The sequence below is a fragment of the Solwaraspora sp. WMMB762 genome (genome assembly GCF_049179115.1).
GTDB lineage: Bacteria > Actinomycetota > Actinomycetes > Mycobacteriales > Micromonosporaceae > Micromonospora_E.
This window is the reverse complement of record NZ_JBMHMD010000001.1, coordinates 3,271,015-3,293,717: the sequence shown is the minus strand read 5'-3', so window position 1 is coordinate 3,293,717 and position 22,703 is coordinate 3,271,015. Positions and strand designations below refer to the sequence as shown.

General features: G+C 72.9%; 25 protein-coding genes. 11 read left to right on the top strand and 14 right to left on the bottom strand.

Features of this window, described 5'->3' with window-relative positions; all coding sequences use genetic code 11:
• Positions 1-100 precede the first annotated feature (100 nt).
• From ACN27J_RS14520 to ACN27J_RS14510, 3 genes are all read left to right on the top strand, one after another.
• Positions 101-478: a DUF742 domain-containing protein gene (locus tag ACN27J_RS14520; protein WP_123605492.1), complete on the top strand. Its 378-nt coding sequence runs from the start codon at positions 101-103 to the stop codon at positions 476-478.
• A gap of 1 nt (position 479) precedes the next feature.
• Positions 480-1,067, top strand: coding sequence for a GTP-binding protein (locus ACN27J_RS14515; protein WP_123605491.1), 588 nt, complete (start codon positions 480-482; stop codon positions 1,065-1,067).
• 144 nt (positions 1,068-1,211) lie between these two features.
• Positions 1,212-1,340: a hypothetical protein gene (locus ACN27J_RS14510; protein WP_421366773.1), complete on the top strand. Its 129-nt coding sequence runs from the start codon at positions 1,212-1,214 to the stop codon at positions 1,338-1,340.
• Between the two features lie 6 nt (positions 1,341-1,346).
• Here the strand turns inward: ACN27J_RS14510 and ACN27J_RS14505 are convergent, their stop codons facing one another.
• The 6 genes from ACN27J_RS14505 to ACN27J_RS14480 form a co-directional block, all read right to left on the bottom strand.
• Positions 1,347-3,821: a transposase gene (locus ACN27J_RS14505; RefSeq protein ID WP_421366772.1), complete on the bottom strand. Its 2,475-nt coding sequence runs from the start codon at positions 3,819-3,821 to the stop codon at positions 1,347-1,349.
• Positions 3,822-3,850: 29 nt separating this feature from the next.
• Entirely contained in the window at positions 3,851-4,864 is a 1,014-nt protein-coding gene (locus ACN27J_RS14500; RefSeq protein WP_421366771.1) for a DNA primase, read from the bottom strand.
• A 116-nt stretch (positions 4,865-4,980) separates the two neighbouring features.
• Positions 4,981-6,777: a thiol reductant ABC exporter subunit CydC gene (cydC, locus tag ACN27J_RS14495; protein WP_421366770.1), complete on the bottom strand. Its 1,797-nt coding sequence runs from the start codon at positions 6,775-6,777 to the stop codon at positions 4,981-4,983.
• Positions 6,774-8,564, bottom strand: a complete 1,791-nt coding sequence (gene cydD, locus ACN27J_RS14490; protein WP_421366769.1) for a thiol reductant ABC exporter subunit CydD — start codon at positions 8,562-8,564, stop codon at positions 6,774-6,776. The genes cydC and cydD overlap by 4 nt, the downstream gene beginning before the upstream one ends.
• Positions 8,561-9,520, bottom strand: coding sequence for a M56 family metallopeptidase (locus ACN27J_RS14485; RefSeq protein WP_421366767.1), 960 nt, complete (start codon positions 9,518-9,520; stop codon positions 8,561-8,563). The genes cydD and ACN27J_RS14485 overlap by 4 nt, the downstream gene beginning before the upstream one ends.
• Before the next feature lie 7 nt (positions 9,521-9,527).
• Entirely contained in the window at positions 9,528-9,908 is a 381-nt protein-coding gene (locus ACN27J_RS14480; RefSeq protein ID WP_421366766.1) for a BlaI/MecI/CopY family transcriptional regulator, read from the bottom strand.
• A gap of 68 nt (positions 9,909-9,976) precedes the next feature.
• Here ACN27J_RS14480 and ACN27J_RS14475 point away from each other — a divergent pair, with 68 nt between their 5' ends.
• Complete coding sequence (locus tag ACN27J_RS14475; RefSeq protein WP_278171342.1) at positions 9,977-10,726, top strand: peptidase E; 750 nt, start codon at positions 9,977-9,979, stop codon at positions 10,724-10,726.
• Between the two features lie 4 nt (positions 10,727-10,730).
• On the opposite strand, the gene ACN27J_RS14470 is transcribed toward ACN27J_RS14475, so the two are convergent.
• Positions 10,731-10,910, bottom strand: coding sequence for a DUF6767 domain-containing protein (locus ACN27J_RS14470; RefSeq protein ID WP_278171340.1), 180 nt, complete (start codon positions 10,908-10,910; stop codon positions 10,731-10,733).
• A 147-nt stretch (positions 10,911-11,057) separates the two neighbouring features.
• Here ACN27J_RS14470 and ACN27J_RS14465 point away from each other — a divergent pair, with 147 nt between their 5' ends.
• From ACN27J_RS14465 to ACN27J_RS14445, 5 genes are all read left to right on the top strand, one after another.
• Entirely contained in the window at positions 11,058-11,450 is a 393-nt protein-coding gene (locus ACN27J_RS14465; RefSeq protein ID WP_421366765.1) for a hypothetical protein, read from the top strand.
• The gene (locus ACN27J_RS14460; protein WP_421366764.1) at positions 11,447-12,034 is read left to right on the top strand and encodes a DUF4232 domain-containing protein; all 588 of its coding nucleotides are present in this window, start codon (positions 11,447-11,449) and stop codon (positions 12,032-12,034) included. The genes ACN27J_RS14465 and ACN27J_RS14460 overlap by 4 nt, the downstream gene beginning before the upstream one ends.
• Positions 12,035-12,136: 102 nt before the next feature.
• Positions 12,137-12,805: an SRPBCC family protein gene (locus ACN27J_RS14455; protein ID WP_421366763.1), complete on the top strand. Its 669-nt coding sequence runs from the start codon at positions 12,137-12,139 to the stop codon at positions 12,803-12,805.
• Positions 12,802-13,473: a DUF4166 domain-containing protein gene (locus ACN27J_RS14450; RefSeq protein WP_421366762.1), complete on the top strand. Its 672-nt coding sequence runs from the start codon at positions 12,802-12,804 to the stop codon at positions 13,471-13,473. The genes ACN27J_RS14455 and ACN27J_RS14450 overlap by 4 nt, the downstream gene beginning before the upstream one ends.
• The gene (locus ACN27J_RS14445; RefSeq protein ID WP_421366760.1) at positions 13,470-14,135 is read left to right on the top strand and encodes a TetR/AcrR family transcriptional regulator; all 666 of its coding nucleotides are present in this window, start codon (positions 13,470-13,472) and stop codon (positions 14,133-14,135) included. Before ACN27J_RS14450 ends, ACN27J_RS14445 begins: the two co-directional genes overlap by 4 nt.
• 83 nt (positions 14,136-14,218) lie before the next feature.
• Here the strand turns inward: ACN27J_RS14445 and ACN27J_RS14440 are convergent, their stop codons facing one another.
• The 5 genes from ACN27J_RS14440 to ACN27J_RS14420 all read right to left on the bottom strand — a co-directional run bounded on the left by ACN27J_RS14440 (position 14,219) and on the right by ACN27J_RS14420 (position 19,048).
• Entirely contained in the window at positions 14,219-14,689 is a 471-nt protein-coding gene (locus ACN27J_RS14440) for a hemerythrin domain-containing protein (RefSeq protein ID WP_421366759.1), read from the bottom strand.
• Positions 14,690-15,486: 797 nt separating this feature from the next.
• Complete coding sequence (locus ACN27J_RS14435) at positions 15,487-16,452, bottom strand: hypothetical protein (protein WP_421366758.1); 966 nt, start codon at positions 16,450-16,452, stop codon at positions 15,487-15,489.
• Positions 16,453-16,735: 283 nt separating this feature from the next.
• Complete coding sequence (locus ACN27J_RS14430) at positions 16,736-17,296, bottom strand: hypothetical protein (protein WP_421366757.1); 561 nt, start codon at positions 17,294-17,296, stop codon at positions 16,736-16,738.
• Positions 17,293-18,063, bottom strand: coding sequence for an alpha/beta hydrolase (locus ACN27J_RS14425; protein ID WP_421366755.1), 771 nt, complete (start codon positions 18,061-18,063; stop codon positions 17,293-17,295). The genes ACN27J_RS14430 and ACN27J_RS14425 overlap by 4 nt, the downstream gene beginning before the upstream one ends.
• A 43-nt stretch (positions 18,064-18,106) precedes the next feature.
• Positions 18,107-19,048: an AraC family transcriptional regulator gene (locus ACN27J_RS14420; protein WP_421366754.1), complete on the bottom strand. Its 942-nt coding sequence runs from the start codon at positions 19,046-19,048 to the stop codon at positions 18,107-18,109.
• Between the two features lie 253 nt (positions 19,049-19,301).
• Between ACN27J_RS14420 and ACN27J_RS14415 the strand changes: the two genes are divergently transcribed.
• On the top strand, positions 19,302-20,123 hold the full coding sequence (locus tag ACN27J_RS14415; protein WP_421366753.1) for an NAD(P)H-binding protein: 822 nt from the start codon (positions 19,302-19,304) through the stop codon (positions 20,121-20,123).
• Entirely contained in the window at positions 20,111-20,578 is a 468-nt protein-coding gene (locus tag ACN27J_RS14410; protein ID WP_421366752.1) for a DUF4345 domain-containing protein, read from the top strand. Before ACN27J_RS14415 ends, ACN27J_RS14410 begins: the two co-directional genes overlap by 13 nt.
• 54 nt (positions 20,579-20,632) lie before the next feature.
• On the opposite strand, the gene ACN27J_RS14405 is transcribed toward ACN27J_RS14410, so the two are convergent.
• Positions 20,633-21,982, bottom strand: a complete 1,350-nt coding sequence (locus ACN27J_RS14405) for a hypothetical protein (protein WP_421366751.1) — start codon at positions 21,980-21,982, stop codon at positions 20,633-20,635.
• Complete coding sequence (locus ACN27J_RS14400; protein ID WP_421366750.1) at positions 21,979-22,605, bottom strand: DUF1349 domain-containing protein; 627 nt, start codon at positions 22,603-22,605, stop codon at positions 21,979-21,981. The genes ACN27J_RS14405 and ACN27J_RS14400 overlap by 4 nt, the downstream gene beginning before the upstream one ends.
• Between the last annotated feature and the right edge of the window lie 98 nt (positions 22,606-22,703).

Below are 22,703 nucleotides of genomic sequence, written 5' to 3'. Positions count from 1 at the left end.
GTGCCGGCGTCGACGACCGGCACCGGTCTGCAGAGAAGAACTGGACGCTACGAGCTCCGACAGGTGGAGCTGCGGGCAGGACGAGAGGGGGTGACGGCAGATGACCGAGCGCGATGAACCGACCGGTGCTCTGGTCAGGCCGTACGCCGTTACCCGTGGTCGTACCCGGCCGAAGCTGGAAATCGCCCTCGAGGCGCTCGTGGAAACGACGGTGCGCGGCCGGTCCTCAGGCGCTGTGAAAGGCGGCTCGGGCCGGGAGCACCAATACATTGCCGCGCTGTGTGACGGCCGGCTGCAGTCGCTCGCGGAGATCGCGGCGCGGATGCAGCTCCCACTCGGAGTAGCCCGGGTCATCATCGCGGACATGGCCTCGGACGGCCTGGTCGCGGTGTACGAGCCGACATCCCTGGACGACACGAACGACGCGGTGGGCACGGAACTGCTGGAGAGGGTGCTGAGTGGACTTCGCAGGCTCTGACATGGCGCACCGCCCCATGGCCGGGCGCGTGACATCGGCGAAGATTGTGATCGCCGGTGGGTTTGGCGTCGGCAAGACGACGCTGGTCGGCTCGGTCTCGGAGATCACGCCGTTGACCACCGAGGCGATCATGACCTCGGCCGGTGTCGGCGTGGACGACACGCGACAGGTGCCGGGAAAGACGACCACCACGGTCGCCATGGACTTCGGACGTATCTCGATCGACCGAGATCTGATCCTCTATCTGTTCGGTACGCCGGGCCAGACTCGATTCTGGTTCATGTGGGACGAACTGGTGCGGGGAGCGATCGGGGCGGTGGTGCTGGTCGACACCCGTCGACTGGCCGACTGCTTCGCGGCGATCGACTTCTTCGAGCATCGGCGGCTGCCCTACCTGGTGGCGATCAACTGCTTCGACGGCATGCAGTACCACGATCCGCAGGACGTGCGGGACGCGCTGGCCATCTCCAGCGATGTCCCGGTCGTCCCGTGTGACGCGCGGAACCGTGAGTCGACGAAGCACGTGCTGATCTCGCTGGTCGAGTACGTGCTGACCATGCGGCGTCAGCGTGCGGTGGCACCGGCCTGACCGCCAGCTCACCAGGCACAGACTCTCCCGATCTCCGACCTGAACCGGCGGCACCTGACCAAGGTGCCGCCGGTAGGTGTCGTTTGCGGCCGGCCCGCGTGTGGTGCCTGTCGACATCGGCGGGGTGGGCGTGGGCGGCAGTTGGTGTCTGCGGCACGACGGGCGTGCCACGACGGGCAGCCGGAGCACACCGGCGCCGAGCCCGAGCACGCGGGGGCCGAGCCGGAGCACACCAGCGCCGAGCCCGAGCACCCCGTCAGCGGCGGGTGGTGACCCCGGTCAGGAGTGGTGACCGGCCGGCCGGTACTCGTACTCGCGGCCGTCGCCCTGCCCGCTCTGGTCCCGGCTGAAGTCCCACCCGCCGGCGGCCTCCCGGCCGGGCCGCCCGCCGACGGCGTACCCGCCGATCTCCTGACCTCGACGCCAGCCCCGGAAGTAGCCGTTGGTGTGCTCTGCGATGCTCGCCGCGTCCCGGACGATCCGCAGCGGGCGTTCGTCGCGCAGCGGTGAGCCCGGAACCAGGTTGGCCTGCGGCACCCGCTTCGGTAGCCCGGCGTTGGTCGCGGCACCGATGGACGGTTGCGCGGCCAACTCGGCGGCCCGCCAGCCGTTGTCCGCCTGCGTCGCGAACTCCGCCCCGTCGGCCTCCGGATGCCGGACGAACCAGGCCGACCGTGCCGCCGCGAAGATCAGCAGGTCGCCGTCGCCCTCATCGGGTACGGGCGGGGCGCTCAGCGGCTCCACGGCGGCCCGACGGCCGCGACCGTACTCGGGGGGTGGCTGGGGAGCGTCCACGAGGCGCAGCGGTGGCGTCTCCACCGGCGCGTCGGGCCGGCTGTAGTCCTCGGGCCGTCCGTAGCCGTCGGGTCGGAAGTCGTCGTGACGGACCTGGTCGGCGACCGGCGGCTCGACCAGACGCAGCATCGGTGGCTCCGGCGGCAGGTCGTCGGCCAGCCACGGTGGCTTGACCCGGCCGCTGTGCCCGTTGGACGCGGCCGGCCGGTGCTCCTCGTGCCCTCCCGGGTAGCCCGGAGCGGACTCGTCGCCGCCGTCGGGACCCGGCGGCACCAGCGGCCAGTTGGACCGCGAACCGGGTGGTGACGACGTCGGCGGACCGGGCCGCGGGGCGGGAACGGGCAGGCTGTAATCGGTCGCGGAAAAACCTCCGGTCGGCGGCTCGGCAAGCGGCGAACCACTGGCCGGTGCTGCCGAGGCCGGTGCCCCCGACATCGGTGCCCCGGACATCGGGCTGGCAGAGATCGGGTGCGCCGACACCGGGGTTCCGGAGACCGGCGCCGTACCCGCCGGCGGCGCCGACCGTGGCGCGGCGGCCGGGGCAGGGCCGGCCGGACCGGCACCGGCCCGGGTGTTGGGCCGAGGGGTGATCGGGGTCGGCCGGCGCTGCGCCCGCGCGTCGTTGATGGCAGCCGTGGTGAGCGTGGCGCGGAACGGCTCGCCGGCGTCCGCCGGCGCGATGCCGGGACGCTGCGCCGGCATCGGGGTCATCCCGGGCGGTGGCGGGGGAGGGGCGGACACCGGACGGTCGCTGCCCGGATCGGCGGAACGCCTGGCCACCGGGGCGAGCGGGGTGAGTGGCGTCGGCGCGTTCGGTGGCGGCGCCACCGGGGCCGGTGCCACCGGCGGTGTGGTCATCGGCTGGGGGGAGGCGGGAGCGCTGCCGCCGACCGGCTGTGGACGGGCCCGCCGGCCGCCGGCGGGGGTCCGGCTCGGGCCGGCGCCCGGGGCCGGCGGTACCGCGTGCAGCCCGGGTGACGGCGGACCGGAGGTCGGGTCGGCGGCCTGGCGCGCGGCGTGCGGCCCACCGATCGGTGTCGGGGTGACGACCCGGGCGGTCAGGGTGGCGACCAGAGCGTCGGCGGCGGCGTCGCAGGCCCGGACGGCGGCGACGGCGTGCCGCACCGTCTCGGCGGTGGCGGAGGTGAGCGCCTTGTTGACGGTGCCGCGGCGGGGCGACTCGACGATCGCCACCCGTAGGGCGGTCACCGCCGCGTCGATGGTCTGCGCGTCGGCCACCCCGTCGGAGGCGAGGTGGGCGGCGACCGCGTCAGCGGCGACGGTGAGCTCCCGGTTGCGTGAGCTGGTGCCGCTGAGCATGCCTGGCTCCGGCAGGGCGTCGAGCACCGCGAGCGCGACCGGCTCGGCCGGGTCGGGATAGGCCCGCAGTGCGGCCGGGTACAGCTCCCGGAGCACCTCGCGCAGTGCCACGGCGGCGGCCTGCCGTCCGTTGGCCAACGCGGCGTGCGCGGCCAGCACCGGCTTGTACGCGACGAGGTCGCGGGAGACGGGCAGGGCCACCGCGGACATCGCCCCGGCCTGGAGCGCCCGGGCCAGCCCGACGGCGCGCCGCTGCGCCGGCGCGGAGGACATCTCGTCCAGCGACTCGTCGTCGGCGAACCGTTCGGCGTAGTCGTCCGCGGCGTCGTCGTCGGCTACCGCGAGTGGGCGGCCGGCGGCGGTCAGCAGCGAGGTGACGACGTGGTCGTCGCTGTCAGCGGCGATGGCAGCTCCGCTCGCGCCGCCCGACCGCTCGATGAGCATGCAGCTCAGCCGGGCGTAGCCGGCCGGGTCGTCGCCGATCTCGCAGACGTCGAGCAGCCGGCCGGCGTCGTCGACTATCGCGGCGGACAGGGCCGGACCGGTCGAAGCCGACCGGGCAGCCCGGTCCGCCGATGCCAGACCGCAGTACACCCGCACGAGCGCCACCGCGCCGTCCTCCTCCCGGACACCCGTCATGCCAAGGACTGATGGTCCCTGGTGAGGGGTCAGTCGCGCCAGTCCGCAGCGGCAGAGATCTTGCCGATAATCGTGCGCCAGCCGAGACTTGCCGTTTGTGCCCCGATTTTCTTCAACTTGCGGCGGGCCATGAAACCGCCGATGCCGCCGTCAACCGTCGACCTTAGCGCCTCGTCAAGATCGTCCAGCCTGGATCCGGTGGAGAGCATGTCCAGCACCGAGGGCATCCGCAGAGCGTACGCGAGGTCCCTCGCGACCTCGCCGGACTGGATCAGCAGCGCGGCGTCCCAGGCGTCGTGACCGCCTCGCAGGTTCTCCACCACGAGGTCGAGTTCATAGGTGTCCTCCGGGAGTGCCGCCACGTCCGCCGGCTGCAGCCGGTCGACCAGATCCGGCCAGCTGTCCAGCTGCGCGAGGTCGTGCGACGCGCCGGACCGGACGAAGCTGACCAGCGCCTCGGGGTCGCGGAACAGCAGCAGCTTGCCCCGGTGGCTGAGGAAGATCGGCACCTCTTCACCGCTGTCGGCCGACTCGGTGTCGTCGACATCGACATCGACATCGACGTCTTCATCGGCGTCGTCACTCCCACCGGCTGTGTCACCCTTGCCGGCCTTGCCACCCTTGCCCGACTTGCTCGTCGACCCGTCCTGCTGCTCGTTCTCTTCCTCCGCGAGCGCCGCGGCGAACTCTTCGTCCAGGATGACCACGGACTCGTCGTCCTCGTCCTCCTCGGCGGCTGCCCGCTGCCGAGCGGCGAACAGATCGTCCTCCTCGCGCTCGGAGATGTCGGTGGGGGTCAACGCGGCGGACGACCGGTAGGCGCGCAGTGTGTAGCCGACGCCAGCCGGCAACGCGATCTCGACCGGGTCGATCCGTACGTCCTGCCAGAGCGACCGGTCGGCGGTGAGCGCCGCGTCGTCGGGGTCGGAGGTCGCATCGGCGGTCGCGTCGGCATCGGCGGTCGCGACGTCCGCCTCGTCGTCAGGACCGTCGGCTCCGGCCGTGCGCCGGTCGGCATCGGGCTGGTTCGGCAACTTGGCCACGCTGACCTCCGTGTGTTCTCCGGTGACGGCGCCCAGACCCGGACTGTCGGGTGGGTGACTCTGCGCACACCCTAGTGGGCTGCCCGCCGTGTGGCATGCCCGCACCCCGTCCCGCCTCAGTTGGCTGCCGTCAGGTAACCCTGTTCGGCGGCCCGCTGCATGATCCACTGTTCCTGGTACCAGCCGGGCCGTCCGGTCAGCTCGGCGTGGTCGCCCCGTTGGACGATCCGGCCAGCGTCCAACACCAGGATCTCATCCATCGATTCGAGCCCGGTCAGCCGGTGGGTCACCAGCACCACGGTGCGGTCATCGGCGGCGGCCAGCGCCGACGCCAGCACTGTGTCCGCCGACGCCGGGTCTAGCCCTTCGGTGGGTTCGTCGAGGACCAGCACCGATGGGCCGGCCAGCAGCGCCCGGGCGAGGGCGAGTCGCTGCCGCTGCCCACCGGAGATCCGGCTGCCGGCCGCCCCGACCAGGGTCTGCCAGCCGTCCGGCTGCTCGCGTACCCAGTCGAACAGGCCGGCGGCGGCCGCGGCGGCGGCGAGGTCGTCGTCCGTCGCCGCAGGCCGGGCCAGCAGCAGGTTGTCGCGAACTGTGGCGTTGAACACGTACGCCTCGGCGAGCAGCCCGCTGACCAACCGGTGCCGCGCTCCGGCCGGCACGTCGGTCAGGTCCACCTCGTCGACCGTCACCCGGCCGCCGTCCGGCGGCACCGCCCCGGTGAGTACGCCGAGCAGGGTGCTCTTGCCGGCACCGCTCGGCCCGACCACGGCGATCCGCCGTCCGGGCGGCAGCGACAGATCGACCCGGTCCAACGCCGGTGACGTGCCGGCCCGGTACCGGACCGTGACGCCGTCGAGCACCATCGTCGGCCGCCGTCGGTCGTCGGCCGTCGTGGCACCGACCGGGTCGGCCGCGGCCCGTCCCGTCTCGGCCTGTCCCGTCTCGGCCTGTCCCGTCTCGGCCCGGGCCGCTTCGGTCAGCAGGTCGGCGACCCGGCGCAGCCCGCCGCGTAGCTGCGCCCACTGCCGGGCGGCGGCGACCAGCGCCAGACTCATCTCGACGGCGGCCAGGGCGCCGACCGCGAGAACGCCGACCAGTACCCCGCCGACGCCGGCGCGCAACGCGGCCACCGTCACCGCCGCCACGGTCAGCCCGGCGACGAGCACGCCGACACCGTCGACCGCCCAGCCGGTCGCCGCCAGCCGCCGCTCCAGCCGGGCGAGTTCCCGGGCCCGGCGGGTGCTCCGGCGCAGGGCGGCGGCGGTGCCGCCGAACGCCGCCAGGTCGGCCGCCCCGTGGATCAGATCGGCGCCGTCCGCCGCGAGTTCGCCGCGCAACGGCGCCACCCGGTCGGCCGTACGCCGGGTGAGCAGCGCCGCGACCGCCGGCAGACCGGCACCGGCGACCGCCAGCCCGGCCGCCAGCGCGAGCGCCGCCGCCGGGCTGACCGTCGCGGCACCGGCGACCGCGAGCACCGCGACGGTGGCCGCGGCGGCACCGGGCACCAGCACCCGCAGCAGCAGGTCCTGCACGGCCTCGACGTCGGAGACCAGCCGGCTGAGGGCGTCACCGGACCGGTCCTCGGCGGTCGGCCGTCGCGCGGCCAGCGCGGTGAAGATCCGGAACCGTACGTCGGTGACCACCCGCAACGTGGCGTCGTGGCCGGCCAACCGTTCCGTGTAGCGCAGCACGCCCCGGCTGATCGCCAGCGCCCGTACGCCGACGATCGCCACGGTGACCGCGTCCAGCGGCGGCCGACCGGCGGCGGTGATCAGCAACCACACGGCGGTGGCCATCAACGCGAGCGCCGCCGCCTCGGTCGCCGCGGCCAGCAGACCGGCACCGACCAGTCGGCCGAGGTACGGCCGGGCCAGCGACAGTACGGTCCGCTCCGGCGGGGCGCCGGTCACGGGGTGGCCGCCGCGAGGTCGCGTCCGGTGATTCGGCCGGCGTCGAGCCGGACGACCCGGTCGACGCCGTCGAGCAGCGCCGGCCGGTGCGCCACGATCAACGCGGTCCGGCCGGTGACCAGTTGCCGTGACCCGGCCAGGACCGCCGCCTCCGAGGCGCCGTCCAGCCGGGCGGTCGGCTCGTCGAGCAGGACCATCGGCGCGTCCCGGAGGAAGGCACGGGCCAGCGCGACACGTTGGCGCTGCCCGCTGGACAGGCCGTGGCCGCGTTCGCCGAGCCGGGTGTCCAGCCCGTCGGGCAGCGCCGCCACCACATCGGTGAGCGCGGCGGCGCGTACCGCGGCCGACAGCTCGGCCGGGTCGGCGGCGGGCGCGCCCAGCGCGATGTTGTCGGCGAGTGAGGCGGCGAACAGGTGCGCGTGTTGCGGCACCCAGGCGAGCCGTCGCCGCCACTGCTCGATGTCGAGTTCGGCGAGGTCGACCCCGTCGACGGTGATCCGGCCGGCGGTCGGCGCGACAAAGCCGAGCAGCAGGTACAGCAGGGTGCTCTTGCCGGCCCCGCTCGGACCGATCACGGCGATCCGTTCCCCGGCCCGGATCGTCAGGTCGACGTCCCGCAGCGCCGTGGTCCGGGGGTAGGCCACGGTGACCGACTCGAACCTGATCTCCGCCGGCGGTGACCCGACGACCGCCGGTGTCGCTCGGCCCGCCGGCCCTCCGCCGCTGACATGACGGGCCGGTACGTCCTTGTTGGCGTCGCGGACCGGCTCTCCGTCGCTGGCGTCGCGCGCCGGATCGTCCTCGCCGATCAGGGTGAGCGCTTCGTCCAGCACGGTCAGACCCTCCATGCTGGCGTGGAACCGGCTGCCCGCCGTGCGCAGCGGCAGGTACGCCTCCGGGGTGAGCAGCAGCACCAGCAACGCGGTGGACAGCGCCATCCCACCGGTGAGCAGCCGCAGCCCGATCGGCACCGCGACCAGCGCCACCGCCAGGGTGGCGACCAGTTCGAGGACCAGCCCGGAGAGGAAGGCGATGCGCAGCGTACCCATGGTGGCGACCCGGTGCCGGTCGGCCATCCGGCGTACCACCTCGGCCTGCGCCCGCTGCCGCCCGAAGGCCCGCAGCGTCGCCAGTCCCGCCACCATGTCCAGGAAGTGGCCACCGAGCTGGGCCAACCGCCGCCACTGCCGTTCGGTCGCCGCCTGCGCGTGCCAGCCGAGCAGCGCGCCGAAGACCGGGATCAGCGGCAGGGTGACCGCGACGATCAGCGCGGAACTCCAGTCGGCGAACGCCAGCCGGACGAGCACCGCCACCGGTACGGTCACGCTCAGCACCAACTGCGGCAGGTAGCCGGTGAAGTAGCCGTCGAGCGCGTCGACGCCCCGGCCGGTCAGGGTGGCGAGCTGGCCGGCGCGCTGACCGGACAACCAGGCGGGGCCACGTCGGTGGATCGCGGCCAGCAGGTCTGCCCGCAACTGCGCCTTGACCGTGGCCGCGGCGTCGGCGGCGAGGTAGCCCTGCGCCCAGAGCAGCGCGGCGCGGCCGGTGACCGCCAGGACGAAACCGCCGAGCGCGGCCCGGTCCAGCTCGCCACCGGCGGCCGCGGCCAGCACCAGGGCCAGCGTGGTGGCCTGGGCGATGATCAGACCGGCGGCGATCACGCCGAGTACGCCGAGCAGAGCGAGCCGTACCCGCACCGCCGGCACCTGGCGCACCAGCCGGGGATCGAACGGCCGGCGGCGACCGGCCCGTTCGGCCGGTGCGGTGGCGGTGCCGGTGGTGCTCACCAGCTGAGGTACAGCGACGCGGGCAGCAGGAGCAGCGCGGCGGCGACCACACTCGCGGCCGCCGGCCGCAGCCGGGGTGCCGGACGGTCGAGCAGCAGCCGCTGCACCCGGGCGTCGAGCTCCAGGTCGGCGGCGCCGAGGGCACCGGCCGGGGTGATCCGGCCAGCGCTGGCGAACCGGCGCAGCGCGGCGGCGAGCGGTTCGTCGGCGTGCTGACGCCGGGCCTTGTCGTCGGCGCGCATCTCGACCAGCAGGGCGACCGCGTCGTGCGCCGCCCGCAGCCAACGCACCCGGGGTAGGGCCCGGCACAGCGCGGTGAACGGCAGCAGCACCAAATCGTGCCGTTCGTCGGCGTGCGCCCGCTCGTGGCTGAGCACGGCGGCCAGTTCGCCGGGGTTCAGCAGGTCGAGCGTGCCGGCACTGACCACCACCGTCGGCCGGACCCCGGGCAGGCAGTAGGCGGCCGCGCCGGGGTGGTCGAGCACCAGCGCGCCCGGTGCGGCCGGATCGGCGCGGCCGACCAGAGCGAGCAGGTCGCGGTGGCGGCGCTGGGCCCGTACGGCGGCGAGCAGGCTGCGTACGGTGGATCCGAGCAGGACGGCGGCGATCGCGGCGGCGAGGCCGACCAGCGTCAGCCGGACCGGCCCCAGCCCGGCTGGGAGGACACCCGTCGGCCAGCCGTGTCCGGCGGCCAGGCTGGTCACTCCGGCGGCCAGGTCGCCGACGAACAAGCCGGTGGCGCGGCCCGGCCCGGTGCCGTACGGGGCGAGCCCGACCGCCAGCGGAACGCCGATCGCGGCCAGTCCGACCGCCAAGCCGAGCGCCTGCCAGCAGAGGATCGCCACCCGAGGGCTGCGCCAGGTCCAGCCGGGGCCGAACCAGACCGAGCGGGTCAGCGCCTGGGCGGTGAGGTAACAGGCGAGGATCACCGCGGCGAAGTGCGCGCCGTAGGCCATGGCAGCGTCAACCCCGCCGTTCCGCCACCTGCGCCTGGTCGGTGAGCGCGGCCCGGAGCACTTCGGCCTCGGTGCCGGTGACCGACCTGGCGAACCGGACCAGGGCCGCGTCCCGGCTGCCGGCCAGGTCCAACGCGTCGAGCATCAACTGGGCGATGTACGCCTCGCGGCTGGCCGCCGGCTGGTAGCGCCAGGCCCGGCCGGCCCGCTCCCGGCTGACCATGCCCTTGCCGGCCAGCCGGTCCAGCACCGTCATCACCGTCGTGTACGCCAGGTCGCGGTTCTGCAGAGCTTCGGCGACGTCGCGGACGGTGACCGGATCGGCCGCCGGGTCGCGGTCCCACAGCACGTCCATCACCGCGCGTTCGAGGTCACCCAGTCGCGTCACCGGTCAAGCCTACCGCCGGTAGTAGATTCGCCGGTCAGCGGAGCGGATCGACGGCGCATCATTGGCCGATGGCACCCCTGCGTCAGATCTTCGCCGTCTCCGGCATCCTGCATCCGCCGCCGGGTGAACCGGCTCCGCGCCGCAGCGCACTGCTCGACCACGCGATCTCGTTGACCGGTGTGCCGGTGGCGAAGGTCTGCCTGGTGCCGACCGCTACCGGTGACCAGTCTGAGGTGATCGAGTCCTTCTACGCGGCCGTCAGCGACGCCAAGCAGGTGATCCCGTCCCACCTGCAGCTGTTTCCTCGGCCGAACGTCGACGACGTCGGGGCGTTCCTGCGCGAGCAGCAGCTGATCTGGGTGACGGGCGGCAGCGTGGTGAATCTGCTCGCCGTGTGGCGGGCGCACCGGGTCGACGCCATCCTTCGCGAGTGCTGGGCGGCCGGTGTGGTGCTGGGCGGGGGGAGTGCTGGCAGCATCTGCTGGCACACCGGCGGGGTGACCGACTCGTTCTCCGAGCGGCTCGACCCGGTCACCGACACGTTGGGGTTGTTGCCGTACAGCAACGGCGTACACCATGACCTGGCGGAACAGCCGCGCCGGAGGCGGTACCTGGAGTGCGTCGCGTCTGGCGACCTGCCGGCCGGGTACGCCACCGACGACGGCGTCGGCCTGCACTACGTCGGCACCGAACTGGTCGAGGCGGTCAGCAGCCTGCCTGGTGCCGGGGCGTACCGGGTCGAGCCGGGCGAACGGCACGGGACAGTGGTGGAGCGGTCGATCCCGACCCGCCCGATCGGCGCCGGCCAGCGGAGGTGATCCGCTATGCCGCGACCCGGCGGTTCTCGTGCAGCCCGGCGCGGAGTTCGTCGTCGCTCATCACCAGGTAGACGAGGCCGCAGTCGGCCGGACCGGTGGCACCGGGCAGGCACAGCGTGCAGGGCTCGCCCGGCCGGATCGGGCATTTCGCCTCGGGGCGTCGGTGGTGCACTCGCGCTGTCATACCTGCACTGTCCCGCGCCGACCCGGGCCGGCGGCAGGGCCGGACGGCACCCGGTAGGCCGGACCTCAGGCCCGGGACCGGACGTCCACGGTAGGTGCCCGGCCGTACTACTGTGCCGACGGCGACGCTCGGCGGAAGAGGTGTGGCGTGGGATACGGGGCGAGCTGGTCGCTGCGCGACCACGACGGCGTGCTGCTGGCTGAACTGGCCGTGACCGACGGCGACTTCCCCTGGCTGTACGCCACCCTCCGGCCGACCGAGGCGTTCGCGCCGCTGCGGCCGATCTTCGACGCGGAACTGCGGGCGATGCGGGTGACCGAGGACGGCCCGGACGACGGAGCCTGGGAACGGGCGTACCAGCAAGTGCGGGCGGCGGTCGTGCTGATCGACCCGGACGGGGCGGCGGTGCCGGAGTTCCTGCTGCACGTCGAGGGCGACGAGGCCTGGTGGCGGTGGAGCGACGAACCGTTCGACGATGACGACGATGACAGCGGCAGCGACGGCGAGCCTGTCTCCGGGAACCAGACGGGCGTCCGGTGATCCGCCGACGGGCCGGTGCGCTGCTGCTGGCGGCGGTGCTGCTCGCCGGCTGTGCCGGTCAGGTGCCGCAACCGGGGCCGCAGCCACCGGACAACGATCCGGTACCCGTCCGCACGCCGACGCCGGTGCCGTCGGCGGACCCGTCACCTGACTGCCCGGACTCCGGGGCACTGCTCAGCCTGGGTGCGGTGGACGCCGCGATGGGTCTGCGGGCGATGCCGATTCGGCTGGCCAACTGTGCCGAGGAACCGGTGTACGTCAACGGCTTCCCGGAGCTCACGGTCCTCGACGAGCAACTGCAGCCGCTGGCGGTCGAGGTGATCGAGGGCGCCGAGGTGATCGCCCGGCTGGACACCGCGGCCGGCAGCCCGGTACCGATCACGTTGCAGCCCGGCGAGCGGGCCGGCGCGGTCCTGGTCTGGCGCAACACAGTGGATGACGTACGGGTGCCGCCGACGCACGGCACCTTCCTGTCCGTGGCGCTGGCTGCGGGCGTACCCGCGCAGGTGCTGGAGCCCGACGGCGGCCTCGACATCGGCACCACCGGCCGGGTCGCGGTCAGTCCGTGGGCCCCGGCCGGCTGATCGGCGCCCACAGGTCAGCGCGGCCACCGACCATTTGAGCGACTGCTCAAAACTCGTGCTAACCTCTCAGTTGAGCATTCGCTCAAATCCGGGAGGTTTGGTGTGCTGTACATCGAGACGCTGATCCAGGCCCCGATCGACCAGGTGTGGCGGTACACCCAGGACCCGGCCCGGCACGCCCGGTGGGACCTGCGCTTCACCCGGATCGAGCCGTACGGGTCGCAGGGGCGGTTCCGGTACGCCACCCGGCTGCTACCCGGCCTGACCGTCGCCGGCACCGGACAGTCCACCGGCGAGCGCCGCCGGCCGGACGGCTCCGCTGCCTCCGCGTTGCGGTTCACCTGCGACCACCGGCTGTCGCTGATCCGTGCCGGCCACGGCTTCTGGCGCTACCGGCCGACCCCTGACGGCGTGCGGTTCTGGACCGGCTACGACTACACGCCCGGGTGGGGTCGCCTCGGCCCGCTCGCCGACCGGATCTTCCGCCCCGCCTTCGGCTGGGCCACCGCCTGGTCGTTCGACCGGCTGCGCCTGTGGCTGGAGCACGGCGTACCGCCGGAGCGCGGCCGCGATCGGGCACTTGCCGAGGTCGCCGTCCGGCTCACCCTGGTGGTCGCCGCCGCCGCACTCGATCACCGGCTGGCGCTGCTGGCCGTACCGCTGGTCGCGCTCGTGCCGCCACTGCCCGGCACACCGGCGGCCCGACGGTGCCGGCCGCGCCGCTACCGGCGGACCACCACCGTCCACGCGACCCGGGCGGTGCCCCGGTGACCTCGATCTTCCAGCAGGCGCTCGGCGACGACTTCCACCGGCTGCACCCGCGTCTGCGGGAACGCTTCGGGATCAGCAGCGAGCAGTCCACCGGCTGCGTCGGCACCGGGGTGATGGACCGGATCTGGCACGGCCGGGCGGTCACCGTGCCGTTGCTGCACCTCGGCGCGACCCGCCACATCCTCTTTCCCGAGCAGGGCACCGACGTTCCGTTCAGCATCGGCAACTACGCGTACCGGGACAGCTTCGGCCGGGAGACGGTCAGCTTCGTCCGCACCTTCGACGTCGCGGCGCACCGCCGCCGTCGGTTCGACGCGACGATGGTCTACAGCCCGGCCCGGTCGGCCATCGTGGACTATCTCGGCACCCATCAGCACTACGCGGTGCTGCTGAGTCTCGCCGTCGACCGGCGCGGCGGGCTGGTGATCCGCACCGGCGAGCAGCGCTACGCCGGCCGGCGTTTTCCCCGCGCTCTGTCCGGCTGCGCCGAGGTGCACGAGTGGTGGGACGGCTCCGACGGGTGTTTCCGGATCGAGGTACGGGTGACCAACCGCTTCCTCGGCCCGGTCTTCGGGTACCGGGGCCGGTTCACGGCACAGTACGTGGACACGGGGACGGCCCCGGTACCCGCTGCGGTACGCCCCCTGCGGGAGAATGCCCGGGTATGAACAGTGCCTCCATCTCCACCCGGCAACGGTTGATGGACGGGGCGGTGGAGGCGATCCGCCGGTACGGCATCGCCGGAGTGTCCGCCCGTGCCGTCGCCGGCTGCGCCGGGGTCAACCAGGCGCTGGTCTTCTACCACTTCGGGACCCTCGACGAACTGCTCGTCGCGGCCTGCCAGGCGGCCACCGCCGAGCGGGTGGCCGACTACCGGGACCGGTTTGCCGCCGTACGGTCCCTCAGCGAACTGCTCGACCTGGGCCGTGAACTGCACGAGCAGGAACGTCAGGCCGGCAATCTCGCGGTGCTGGCCCAGATGTTGGCGGGTGCGCAGACCGACGGGCGGCTCGCTCCGGCTGTGGCGGCCGCGCTGCGGCTGTGGACCGACGAGATCGAGCTGGTGCTCCGCCGGGTGCTGGCCGGATCGCCGTTGGCCGCGTTGGCGGACCCGCCTGGCCTGGCCCGCGCCGTCGCCGCCGGGTTCGTCGGCTTGGAGCTGTACGAAGGGGTCGACCGGGCCGGTGCCGACGACGCGTTGGCCGCGTTGGAACAGTTGGCGGTGTTGGTTGACGTCGTCGACGACCTGGGGCCGGTCGCCCGTCGGGCGTTGCAGGGCCGGCTCGCTCGCCGTAGCCGGGGTCGGGTCCCGCCGGGCGGCCGGAGCTGACGGGCGGCGGCGTCCAGCCGGCCGGGCCGGCAGCCGGCCGACAGCAGGCCGGCGTCCAACCGGCCGGCGTCCAACCGGCCGGGTTACAGCGGCCCCAGCACGCTGCCCGGATCCGCGTCCAGCGCCAGCGTTTCCAGCACCGTGAGCAGTTGGCGTTCCTCGTACCTGAAGTGGGACTCCATGATCGCGGCCAGGCCATCCAGGTGCCGGTCCAGCTCGGCGGGCGGCGCGGCTCGCGCCACGGCGGCCTGCAGCCCGGTCAGCAGGTACGCGATCATCGAATGGTCCTGCCGCAGGTTGCGTAGCGTGTCGTGCAGCTCGGGATGCTGTGCGGCGATGGCCGGGAACAGTTGACCGTCCTCGCCCTCGTGGTGGGCGGTCAGGGCGGCGCAGAATCCGTGACAGAACAGCAGCAGGTCCCTGGTCGCCGGCTCCGCCGGCCGGCCGGCGGCCAACGCCTCCCGGGTGACGGTCAGCGCCTCGCGGAGCCGGTTGTGCACACCGCGCAGTTCGCGGCTCCAGGCCACCAGCCTGGCTTCGTCGCCCTCACTCACTTGTGGAGGGCGAAGGGACGACGCTTGTCATCGTCGTGCTCCCTTCGGTCCGGCGCCTCCATGCCTGACACGGACTGCCACCGGCACGCGACGCTGCGGCGAGGTTATCAGATGTCGCCCGGACCGACCGACCTGTCCGGACCGGCCAGCCTTGTGGACAGAGGACTGTGACCAGGTTGTCGCCGTATTTACGATGGCAAACTTGGCGGGCGGTGATAAGGTTACTGTACGGCGACTCACGGGGAGACAGATCATGATTGACCTTGAGCCACGTGCATTCATTGCCCGATGCATTCATTGCCCGATGCATTCATTGCCCGACGACCCGGCCCAGCGATTCGACGCTGTTTCGCCTGGCGGTCGACGGCAGTGCCGGCCAGATCGCGCTGTCGTAGCCTCGGTCAGCGGTAACTGACCTATCGGTGGCCGGAAAGCCGGCCACGAGGAATCAGCGGTTCGTCGCGTTGCGCGACGTTCCTGGTGTCCATGCCCGCCGCCCGGCCCAGCCGGTCCGCGGTGCAGTCCATCTGTGTGCAGACCCCGGCCAGCGTCACACCCTGGTCGGGACCCGACCGCCTGGCGTCGGCTATCGGCCCCTGCCGGGCCGATGCCGGGCAACCGTTGTCGACCAACCACTACCTGTCCCGTCTGATCGGCGCGATTCCCGGCACCGTCCGGAGAGTCGCAGTCGATCGCTGTCTGCCAATGGCAGTTCCGTCGGACTCTGCCTGTCGACGTCAGCGGAGGTGATGCGTGATGGAGACCGACTGACCCGTTTCGACCGTTCCGATCCTGCGTCACGGCTGAAGTGCCGGAAACCACTGGATGCCGTACGCGAGATACAGTTCCGGATCGTCGAAATCCGTGTAGACCTCGCCGACCGCGTCCGGCTGCAGCAGTTCGCTGCCGGGCTGCGGTGTGTCCAGTAACCGAACGGGCTCCCCGGTCACCCGCCGCACCCACTTGGGCAACCGTTCCGGGTCGAATCTCACTCGCAGCTCGAACCGTCGGCACCGTCGGGTGGCCGTCAGCACGTAGTGCGGTGAGGCGATCTGGCTCGGACCCAGTCGAGTGACCACACTGAAGTCGCACGACTCACCGGCGGCGAGTGGCCGGGGCAGGCCGATGACCAACTGTGACCGCTGCGGCAGCGGTCGTTCGTGTCTGATCAGCCGCCCGCCCCAGTGCACATCTGCCCGGATGTCGAGCCCGTCGCTGCCCGGCGGGCAGGGCAGCGACATGCCGAGCATGATCTCGTCGACGCCGTCCCGGTCGGCGACGATCCGCCGTTCCTCGTACGCCTCCATCGTCGGGGTGTCCAGCCGGACCAGTACCCGAAGCCCGGCGACGTGCCAGCCGGCTCCGACCGGGCTGGAGCTGCGTCGGCCCAGCTCCTGGCCGATCGCCTCGGCCAGCAGCACTTCCGCTTCGTTGATCCGGCGCAGCGCGGTCCGGTCCTCGCGACCCAGCCGTCGGGCCAGCCAGGCGACCCGGCCACGGAAGTGCGCGTCCTGCGCCTGTGGGTGCAGCCCCAGCGCGACCCGCGCCGCCAGCGCCATGTCGTCCGGTAGGCGTCGGACCTGGCTGTTCAGCTCGGCTATCACCCGCTCGCGCAACTCAGCGGGCTCGTCGTCGCGGTTCACCGCACTGTTGCCGCAGAGCGTACGCAGGTGGTCGCCGAGCCGACCGGACAGATCGGGTGCCGACACGCCGCGACCGGCCCGCAGGGTGCGGAGCTCCGACTTGACCTCCACAGCGGACACGGATGTCACCGTCCTTCCTGGGCGAGTCACCTTGTCCTCGCCGTGACATCAGCACCAGATTCTGTCACGCGATGCGACTTTTGCGGACGTTCACGGTGGCCGAGACTGGTCAGAGCGAGATCCGACGTGGTCCGCTCCTGCGCGGAAGGGCGTGAGCCACCGTGCCTCCGTGTCCCGATCTGTGGGTGCCGGGACCGGTTCACGTGGTCAGCGCGTGGACAACGGGGATGGCTCCGGTACCCGCAGCGGGATGGTTCGGTGCCCGACCCGCCCGGCCAGGCGGTCATCCGCCGACGGGCGGCTCCCCGTCGGCCGGGTCGAACAGGGACGACGGAGGCCCGGCCGCAGCCACTGGGCCGGGCCGGTGACTGGGCGGTGCCAACGGCCGCTCCGGTCGCCGGCTGAACAACCGTACGCCCGATCGTGCCGCGGTCGTCCGGACGGTGACCGGCAGGGTCACCATCCGCACCGGCTCGGGCGGGGCGGTGAAGCCACGGCTGCCCCATCGGACCCAGATCGCCACTCGGCCAGCGGCAGCTTCGGCGAGCAGTTTCTCCACCGTACGGTGCCGGTCGGTGTGGTCCACCTCGACCACCAGCGGCGGCGCGCCGGTCCGGGCGCAGGCCACGTCGACGACCGAGTGCCGGCCGTGCATCGGCGGTGGTAGCGGCAGTACGCTGGCTGCCCGCCGGTACACCCGCCAGCCCTGCTCGATACCCCACCGCACCACGGCGTCGATGATCGTTCTGGTGACCTGTTCGGTGCCGAGATCGGTGAAGGTCAGCGTGGCCAACTGATCGCCCAGCCCGGCGGCCACTCGCGCCGCGTCGGTGCCATCGGTCACAGCGGCAGCCAGGCGAGTACGTCCCGGATCTTGGCGTCCCAGTAGCTCCACACGTGGTCACCGGCTTCGAAGTCGACGGTGAGCGGAACACCCCGGGCCAGGCAGGCGTCGCGGAACCGGACGTTGTCCGGGTACAGCACGTCCTCGGTGCCGCAGCACAGCCAGAGCTGCGGCAACGCCGCCGGGTCGGCCCGGTCGAGCACCGCGAGCAGGTCGTCGTCGCTGCCGGCGATGTCCTGTTCGCCGAACACCCGCCGCATCAGCGGGTCGGTGGCGGACACCGACGGCCCGTGCTGGCGGGCGGCCACGTCGAGTACGCCGGACAGGCTGGCCGCCGCCGCGAACCGGTGCGGCTGGCGCAGCGCCCAGCGCAACGCCCCGTACCCGCCCATCGACAGGCCCGCGACGAAGGTGTCCTCCCGCCGTCGGGAGACCCGGAAGAACGAGTCGACCACGGCCGGCAGTTCGGTGGACAGGAAGGTCCAGAACGGTGCTCCGTGCACCTCGTCGGCGTACATGCTGCGGTGCACCTGGGGCATCACCACGGCCAGGCCGCGCTCCTCGGCGTACCGCTCGATGGAGCTGTACCGGGTCCACGCGGTGTCGTCGTCGGTAAGCCCGTGCAGCAGATAGAGCACCGGGGAATCGGTGTCGCCGGCCCGCGCCGGGGCGCCGATCCGGGTCCTGGTGTGCTGGGGTAGCAGGACGGTCATCGAGGTGGCCTGCTCCAGCACATCGGAGTAGAAGTCGACCCGCAGGTGTGCCATCCACCTAGTGTGCCGGTTCACCGGACTGCGGCCTCGCGTCGGGTCAGTCGTTCCCGGCGCTCAGTCGTTCCCGACGGACCTGGCCCGGCGCAACCCCGTACGCCCGTTTGAAGGCCCGGCAGAACGCCGCCTCCGAGTGGTAGCCGAACCGGCGGGCGACCACCGGCAGCGGGTCGGCGGACCGTTGCAGGTGGTCGTGGGCCAGCTGCAGCCGCCAGGTCGCCAGGTAGCGGATCACCGGTTCGCCGACCAGCTCGGTGAACCGGGCGGCGAACGCCGACCGGGACATGCCGGCCTGCTGGGCCAGGGTGCCGACCGTCCAGTCCTGCCCCGGCTCGCGGTGCAGCGCGGTCAGCGCCCGGCCGATCTGGTCGTCGCGGAGCGCGGCCAGCCAACCCTGGCGCGCCTCCGGAGCGGCGTCCAACCAGGACCGGATGGCCTGGATCACCAGTACGTCGGCCAGCCGGGTCAGCATCGTCTCACCGCCCGGCTGCAGCGCCTGTGCCTCCCGGGCGACCAGCCGCAACGTGCTGTGCAGCCACCCCGACTCGTCGTCGTCGAACCGGTCGAGATGCAGCACCGGCGGTAGCTGGGCGATCAACCGCCGGGCGGCGACGTGGTCCGGGCGCAGCACTGCGTACGTCACCTGGGTGAGCTCGCCGCCGCCACCGTGTCGCATGATCTCGTAGCGCTCGCTGAGCTGCTGCACCGGGATGTCGAACAACGGCCGCGTCGCTGCGTCCGGGGCGCTGCGGAACCGGTGCGGGACACCGTCCGGAATCAGCGTCAGACTGCCCGGCCCGATCAGGTACGGCTCGGCATCGCCCACCTCCAGCCAACACCGGCCGGCGGTGACCACCTGCAACGTCATGCAGCCCGGCAGGGCCGGTACGTCGATGCCCCACGGGGCGGTCAGTTCGGCCCGGCAGTAGAGGGTGCCGGTCAGCCGGAACATGTGCAGGGTCTCGCCGAGCGGGTCGCTCATCGCCGGGATCGCGCAGTTCGGTGTCGTCCACACCCTGCCCAGCTTCCCGGAGAGGATGCCGAACGTCCACAGCCCTGGACGATGAGCAAAGAAATCAGGAATCAGGATCATTGTTCCGCCGACACCACCCCGGCAGGCTGGTCGACAAGACATCACCTGCCCGAGTCGGACGATTCGCCGATCCGGGCGGTGGCCAGCAGCGGGCGGTAGAAGGCCGTCCACGACACCCAGACCGAACGGGAGTTCCCACGCCATGTCACGACCGTCAGTGCTCGTCACCGGGGCGACCGGCAAGACCGGCCGGCGCATCGCCGACCAGCTCACCACACTCGGCCACCCCGTGGTCCGGGCCAGCCGCCAGGGCGAGCAGCCGTTTCACTGGGCGGAGCCGGCCAGCTGGCCCGCCGCGCTGCGCGGGGTGGACGCCGTGTACCTGTCGTACTACCCGGACCTCGCCGCACCTGAAGCGCCCACTGTGGTCGAAAAGTTCACCGCCGCCGCCCGCGACGCCGGTGTCCGCAAACTGGTCCTGCTCTCCGGCCGGGGCGAGACCAACGCCGGCCGCTGTGAGGCGATCGTCGCCGATTCCGGGCTGACCTACGGCATCGTGCGGGCCAGCTGGTTCAACCAGAACTTCACCGAAGGACACCTGCTCGGCTCGGTCCTGGCCGGGACGGTGGCCCTGCCCGCTGGCGAGGTGGCCGAGCCGTTCGTGGACGTCGACGACGTCGCCGACGTCGCAGTGGCGGTGCTCACCGACCGCCGGCACGACGGCCGGACGTACGACGTCACCGGGCCACGCCTGCTCACCTTCGCGCAGGCGGCGGCGGAGATCGCCGCGGCCAGTGGCCGGGCCGTCGGCTACCTGCCGGTCACCGCCGAGCAGTTCCATCTCGCCCTGGTGTCGCAGGTCGGTCCGGACTACGCGCGGCTGCTCACCGACCTGTGCGTCGAGGTGTTCGACGGGCGTAACGCCTCGCTCGGTGACGGCGTCGAGCGGGCGCTGGGTCGCGCGCCGCGGGACTTCGCCGCCTTCTGCCGGCAAGCGGCCGCCGGCGGGGCGTGGCAGCAGTGACCACCGTCGCCGGCCGGGTGCCGGAGGCGCCCCACATCAACACCCGCACCGGCAGCCGCAGTCAGAAGGTGATTCTCGTCGTCGCCGGCCTGGTCGTGGTCGGTATCGGGGGCGCGGTCCTGACCACACCGGACACCTTCCACGCCGGCAACGGCATCGACTTCGCCGGCAACAGCAGTCTGCTCAGCGAGATCCGGGCGGCCGGCGGGGCACTGCTGGCCACCGGGATCCTGGTCACCCTCGGGGCGTTCGTCCGCCGGTTGACCTTCGCCGCGGCACTGATCGGCGCGACCGTCTATCTGGCGTACGGACTGTCCCGGCTGCTCAGCATCGCACTGGACGGGATGCCGGCCACCGGTCTGATCGCCGCTGCCGTCGCCGAGCTGGTCCTCGGCGCGGCCTGCGGACATGTCCTGTACCGCAACCGCCGCGCAGGTGCGAGTCCTGCACCGTAGCCGCTGTGCAGGTGCGAGTCCTGCAGGGTAACCGCCGCGCAGGTGCGCGCCCGGTCACCGCAACCGGGCGCGCCATGCGTCGAAGTCGTCGGCGAGCGCGTGGTCACCGGCCGCCCGGCAGCTGTCGGTGGCCACCTCCAGCAGCCGCTGCCAGCACGGCAGGTACGCCGCCGGATCCTGCGGTGGCCGGTCAGGGGCAGCCCGGTACGCGCTGGCGAGCAACGCGTGCGCGGCCAGCGCCAGCCGCCGTCCGTCGGCGTACGCCGACCCGGTGAGCAGCACGTCGACGGCGACCGTCACGAGCTGCACTGCCGCCGGCAACGGCAGCCCGGACAGCCAGCGCATCGAAGTGGTCCAGAGCAACGCCGGATCGCTGCCCGGCGTCGCCGTCGCCAGCGGCGTCGCCGGCCCGGCTCCGGCGGTGTGCCGCTGCATCACCGCTGTCAGCGTCGGCTGGGCCGCCCGGTCCAACCAGTCGTCCGCCGGCACCCACAGCAGGCCCCGGCCCCGCACGGTCGGCAGCACCAGCCGCGCCAGGCTGCGACCCATCTCCGGTGGGAACGGCACCGGTCCGCCGGCCATCGAGAGCAGCCCGTCGACCACCCGCAACTCGGCCTCCAGCGCCTGCCGCGCCTGGCCCGGTGGCAGGCCGGCGGCGATCACCGCCGCCGGAACGAAGCCCTCGACGACCCGGCCGTCGACGAAGTTCAGCAGCGCCGACACCACCGCTGCGCTGTGTACGTACCCACTGTCGACGGTGCCGTCCGATCCGTCCCCGCCCTCGTCGGCCTCGTCGGCCTCGTCGGCCTCGTCGGCCTCGTCGGCCTCGTCGGCCGAGTCGCCGTGGCCGTAGTAGCCCAGTGCCGCGTTGGCCGAGGCGATCGCGAGCTGCGGGTCACCGGCCGGTGCCAGCGTTGCGGCGTTCGATGCCAGCACCCGGGCCAGGTCCCGGCGTCGCGGATGGGCCGGATCGCCGCCGGTCACCGACAGATAGGCCAGGACCGCCGCGTCGGCGTCGACCTCCGCCGAGGCAGCCCACCCCCGTACCGACTGGGCGAGACCACGGCGGGCCAGCACGTCGGCCAACGACAGCTCCGCGTCGGGCACGGTGCCGACCAGTCCGGCGTACGCGCGTACCGCGTCGTCCAGCGCCGCTACCGCCGCCGCCGGGTCCCGGTCAGCGAGATGCAGCGCGCCGAGCCGGTAGCACAGCCCGCCCAGCCCGCTCCGCCGGGACACGTCGTCCGGCGCGTCGTCGAGCAGCTCACCGGCCAGCTCGACGGCCTGCCGCTGGCAGCGGACCGCCGTCGACCAGTCGCCCCGTCGGCTGTGGTCAACCGACTCGCCGACCAGCTCGTCGATGCGTGACTCGGCCGGCCGGTCCGGGACCACCGTCCGGGTCACTGGCCACCGCGTAGGTCGTCGGGGACCACGTCGACCAGGCTGATCTGCTCGAACGTGGCGGTGCAGCGGTCACCGGTGGGCGACTGGGCTAGGAAGCCGACCCGGGTCGGCGCGTCGGCGGCATCGGTCAGCCGGAACAGTCGGGCGAACTGCCACGACATGCCGTCGAGGGAGTAGTGGAACGCGTACGCCGACCCTTTGCGCAGCACCCGGAGATGGACGCTGGACGCATCGACGGTGACCGCGTTGGCGTCGTCGGAGATGCCGTTGGTCACCACGGTCACCACCATCGGCCGGCCCTGCGGCGAGTACTCGAAGCACAGCTTTGCCCAGTTTTCCTCGTCGATACGCAGACACAGCACCCCGGCGTCGAACGCGGCTGCGAAGTCGACCGTGACCCGGGCGGAGAGTGCGAACTCGCCGTCCGGGCAGTCGAACAGCAGCGCCGGTGCGTTGTGGGTGCGGTACTCGCCGACCGGGTCGACGAACCAGTCGGTGCCGGCGCCGGCGGTGAGCGCCAGGGCCTGCCGACCGGCGGGATGCTCCGCCGCCACCGGTGTGTTCTGCCAGGCGAGCGGCGGCAGCCCGGCGATCGCGGGCGGTGCAGGTGCCTGCGGTGTCATCCTGCCTCCGGCGGGGCACGTCGGTCTCGTTGGACGCGCACATCGATCTGGTCGGAACTGCAATGCTGCCACGGGCCGGCATCCCGCCGCTGGTCCGG

Bases quoted from the DNA above. Each gene is read 5' to 3' on its own strand.
- ACN27J_RS14520 (WP_123605492.1), top strand. From the start codon at position 101: ATGACCGAGCGCGATGAACCGACCGGTGCTCTGGTCAGGCCGTACGCC.
- ACN27J_RS14515 (WP_123605491.1), top strand. From the start codon at position 480: ATGGCGCACCGCCCCATGGCCGGGCGCGTGACATCGGCGAAGATTGTG.
- ACN27J_RS14505 (WP_421366772.1), bottom strand. From the start codon at position 3,821: ATGACGGGTGTCCGGGAGGAGGACGGCGCGGTGGCGCTCGTGCGGGTG.
- ACN27J_RS14485 (WP_421366767.1), bottom strand. From the start codon at position 9,520: ATGGCCTACGGCGCGCACTTCGCCGCGGTGATCCTCGCCTGTTACCTC.
- ACN27J_RS14475 (WP_278171342.1), top strand. From the start codon at position 9,977: ATGGCACCCCTGCGTCAGATCTTCGCCGTCTCCGGCATCCTGCATCCG.
- ACN27J_RS14470 (WP_278171340.1), bottom strand. From the start codon at position 10,910: ATGACAGCGCGAGTGCACCACCGACGCCCCGAGGCGAAATGCCCGATC.
- ACN27J_RS14445 (WP_421366760.1), top strand. From the start codon at position 13,470: ATGAACAGTGCCTCCATCTCCACCCGGCAACGGTTGATGGACGGGGCG.
- ACN27J_RS14425 (WP_421366755.1), bottom strand. From the start codon at position 18,063: ATGGCACACCTGCGGGTCGACTTCTACTCCGATGTGCTGGAGCAGGCC.
- ACN27J_RS14420 (WP_421366754.1), bottom strand. From the start codon at position 19,048: ATGAGCGACCCGCTCGGCGAGACCCTGCACATGTTCCGGCTGACCGGC.
- ACN27J_RS14415 (WP_421366753.1), top strand. From the start codon at position 19,302: ATGTCACGACCGTCAGTGCTCGTCACCGGGGCGACCGGCAAGACCGGC.
- ACN27J_RS14400 (WP_421366750.1), bottom strand. From the start codon at position 22,605: ATGACACCGCAGGCACCTGCACCGCCCGCGATCGCCGGGCTGCCGCCG.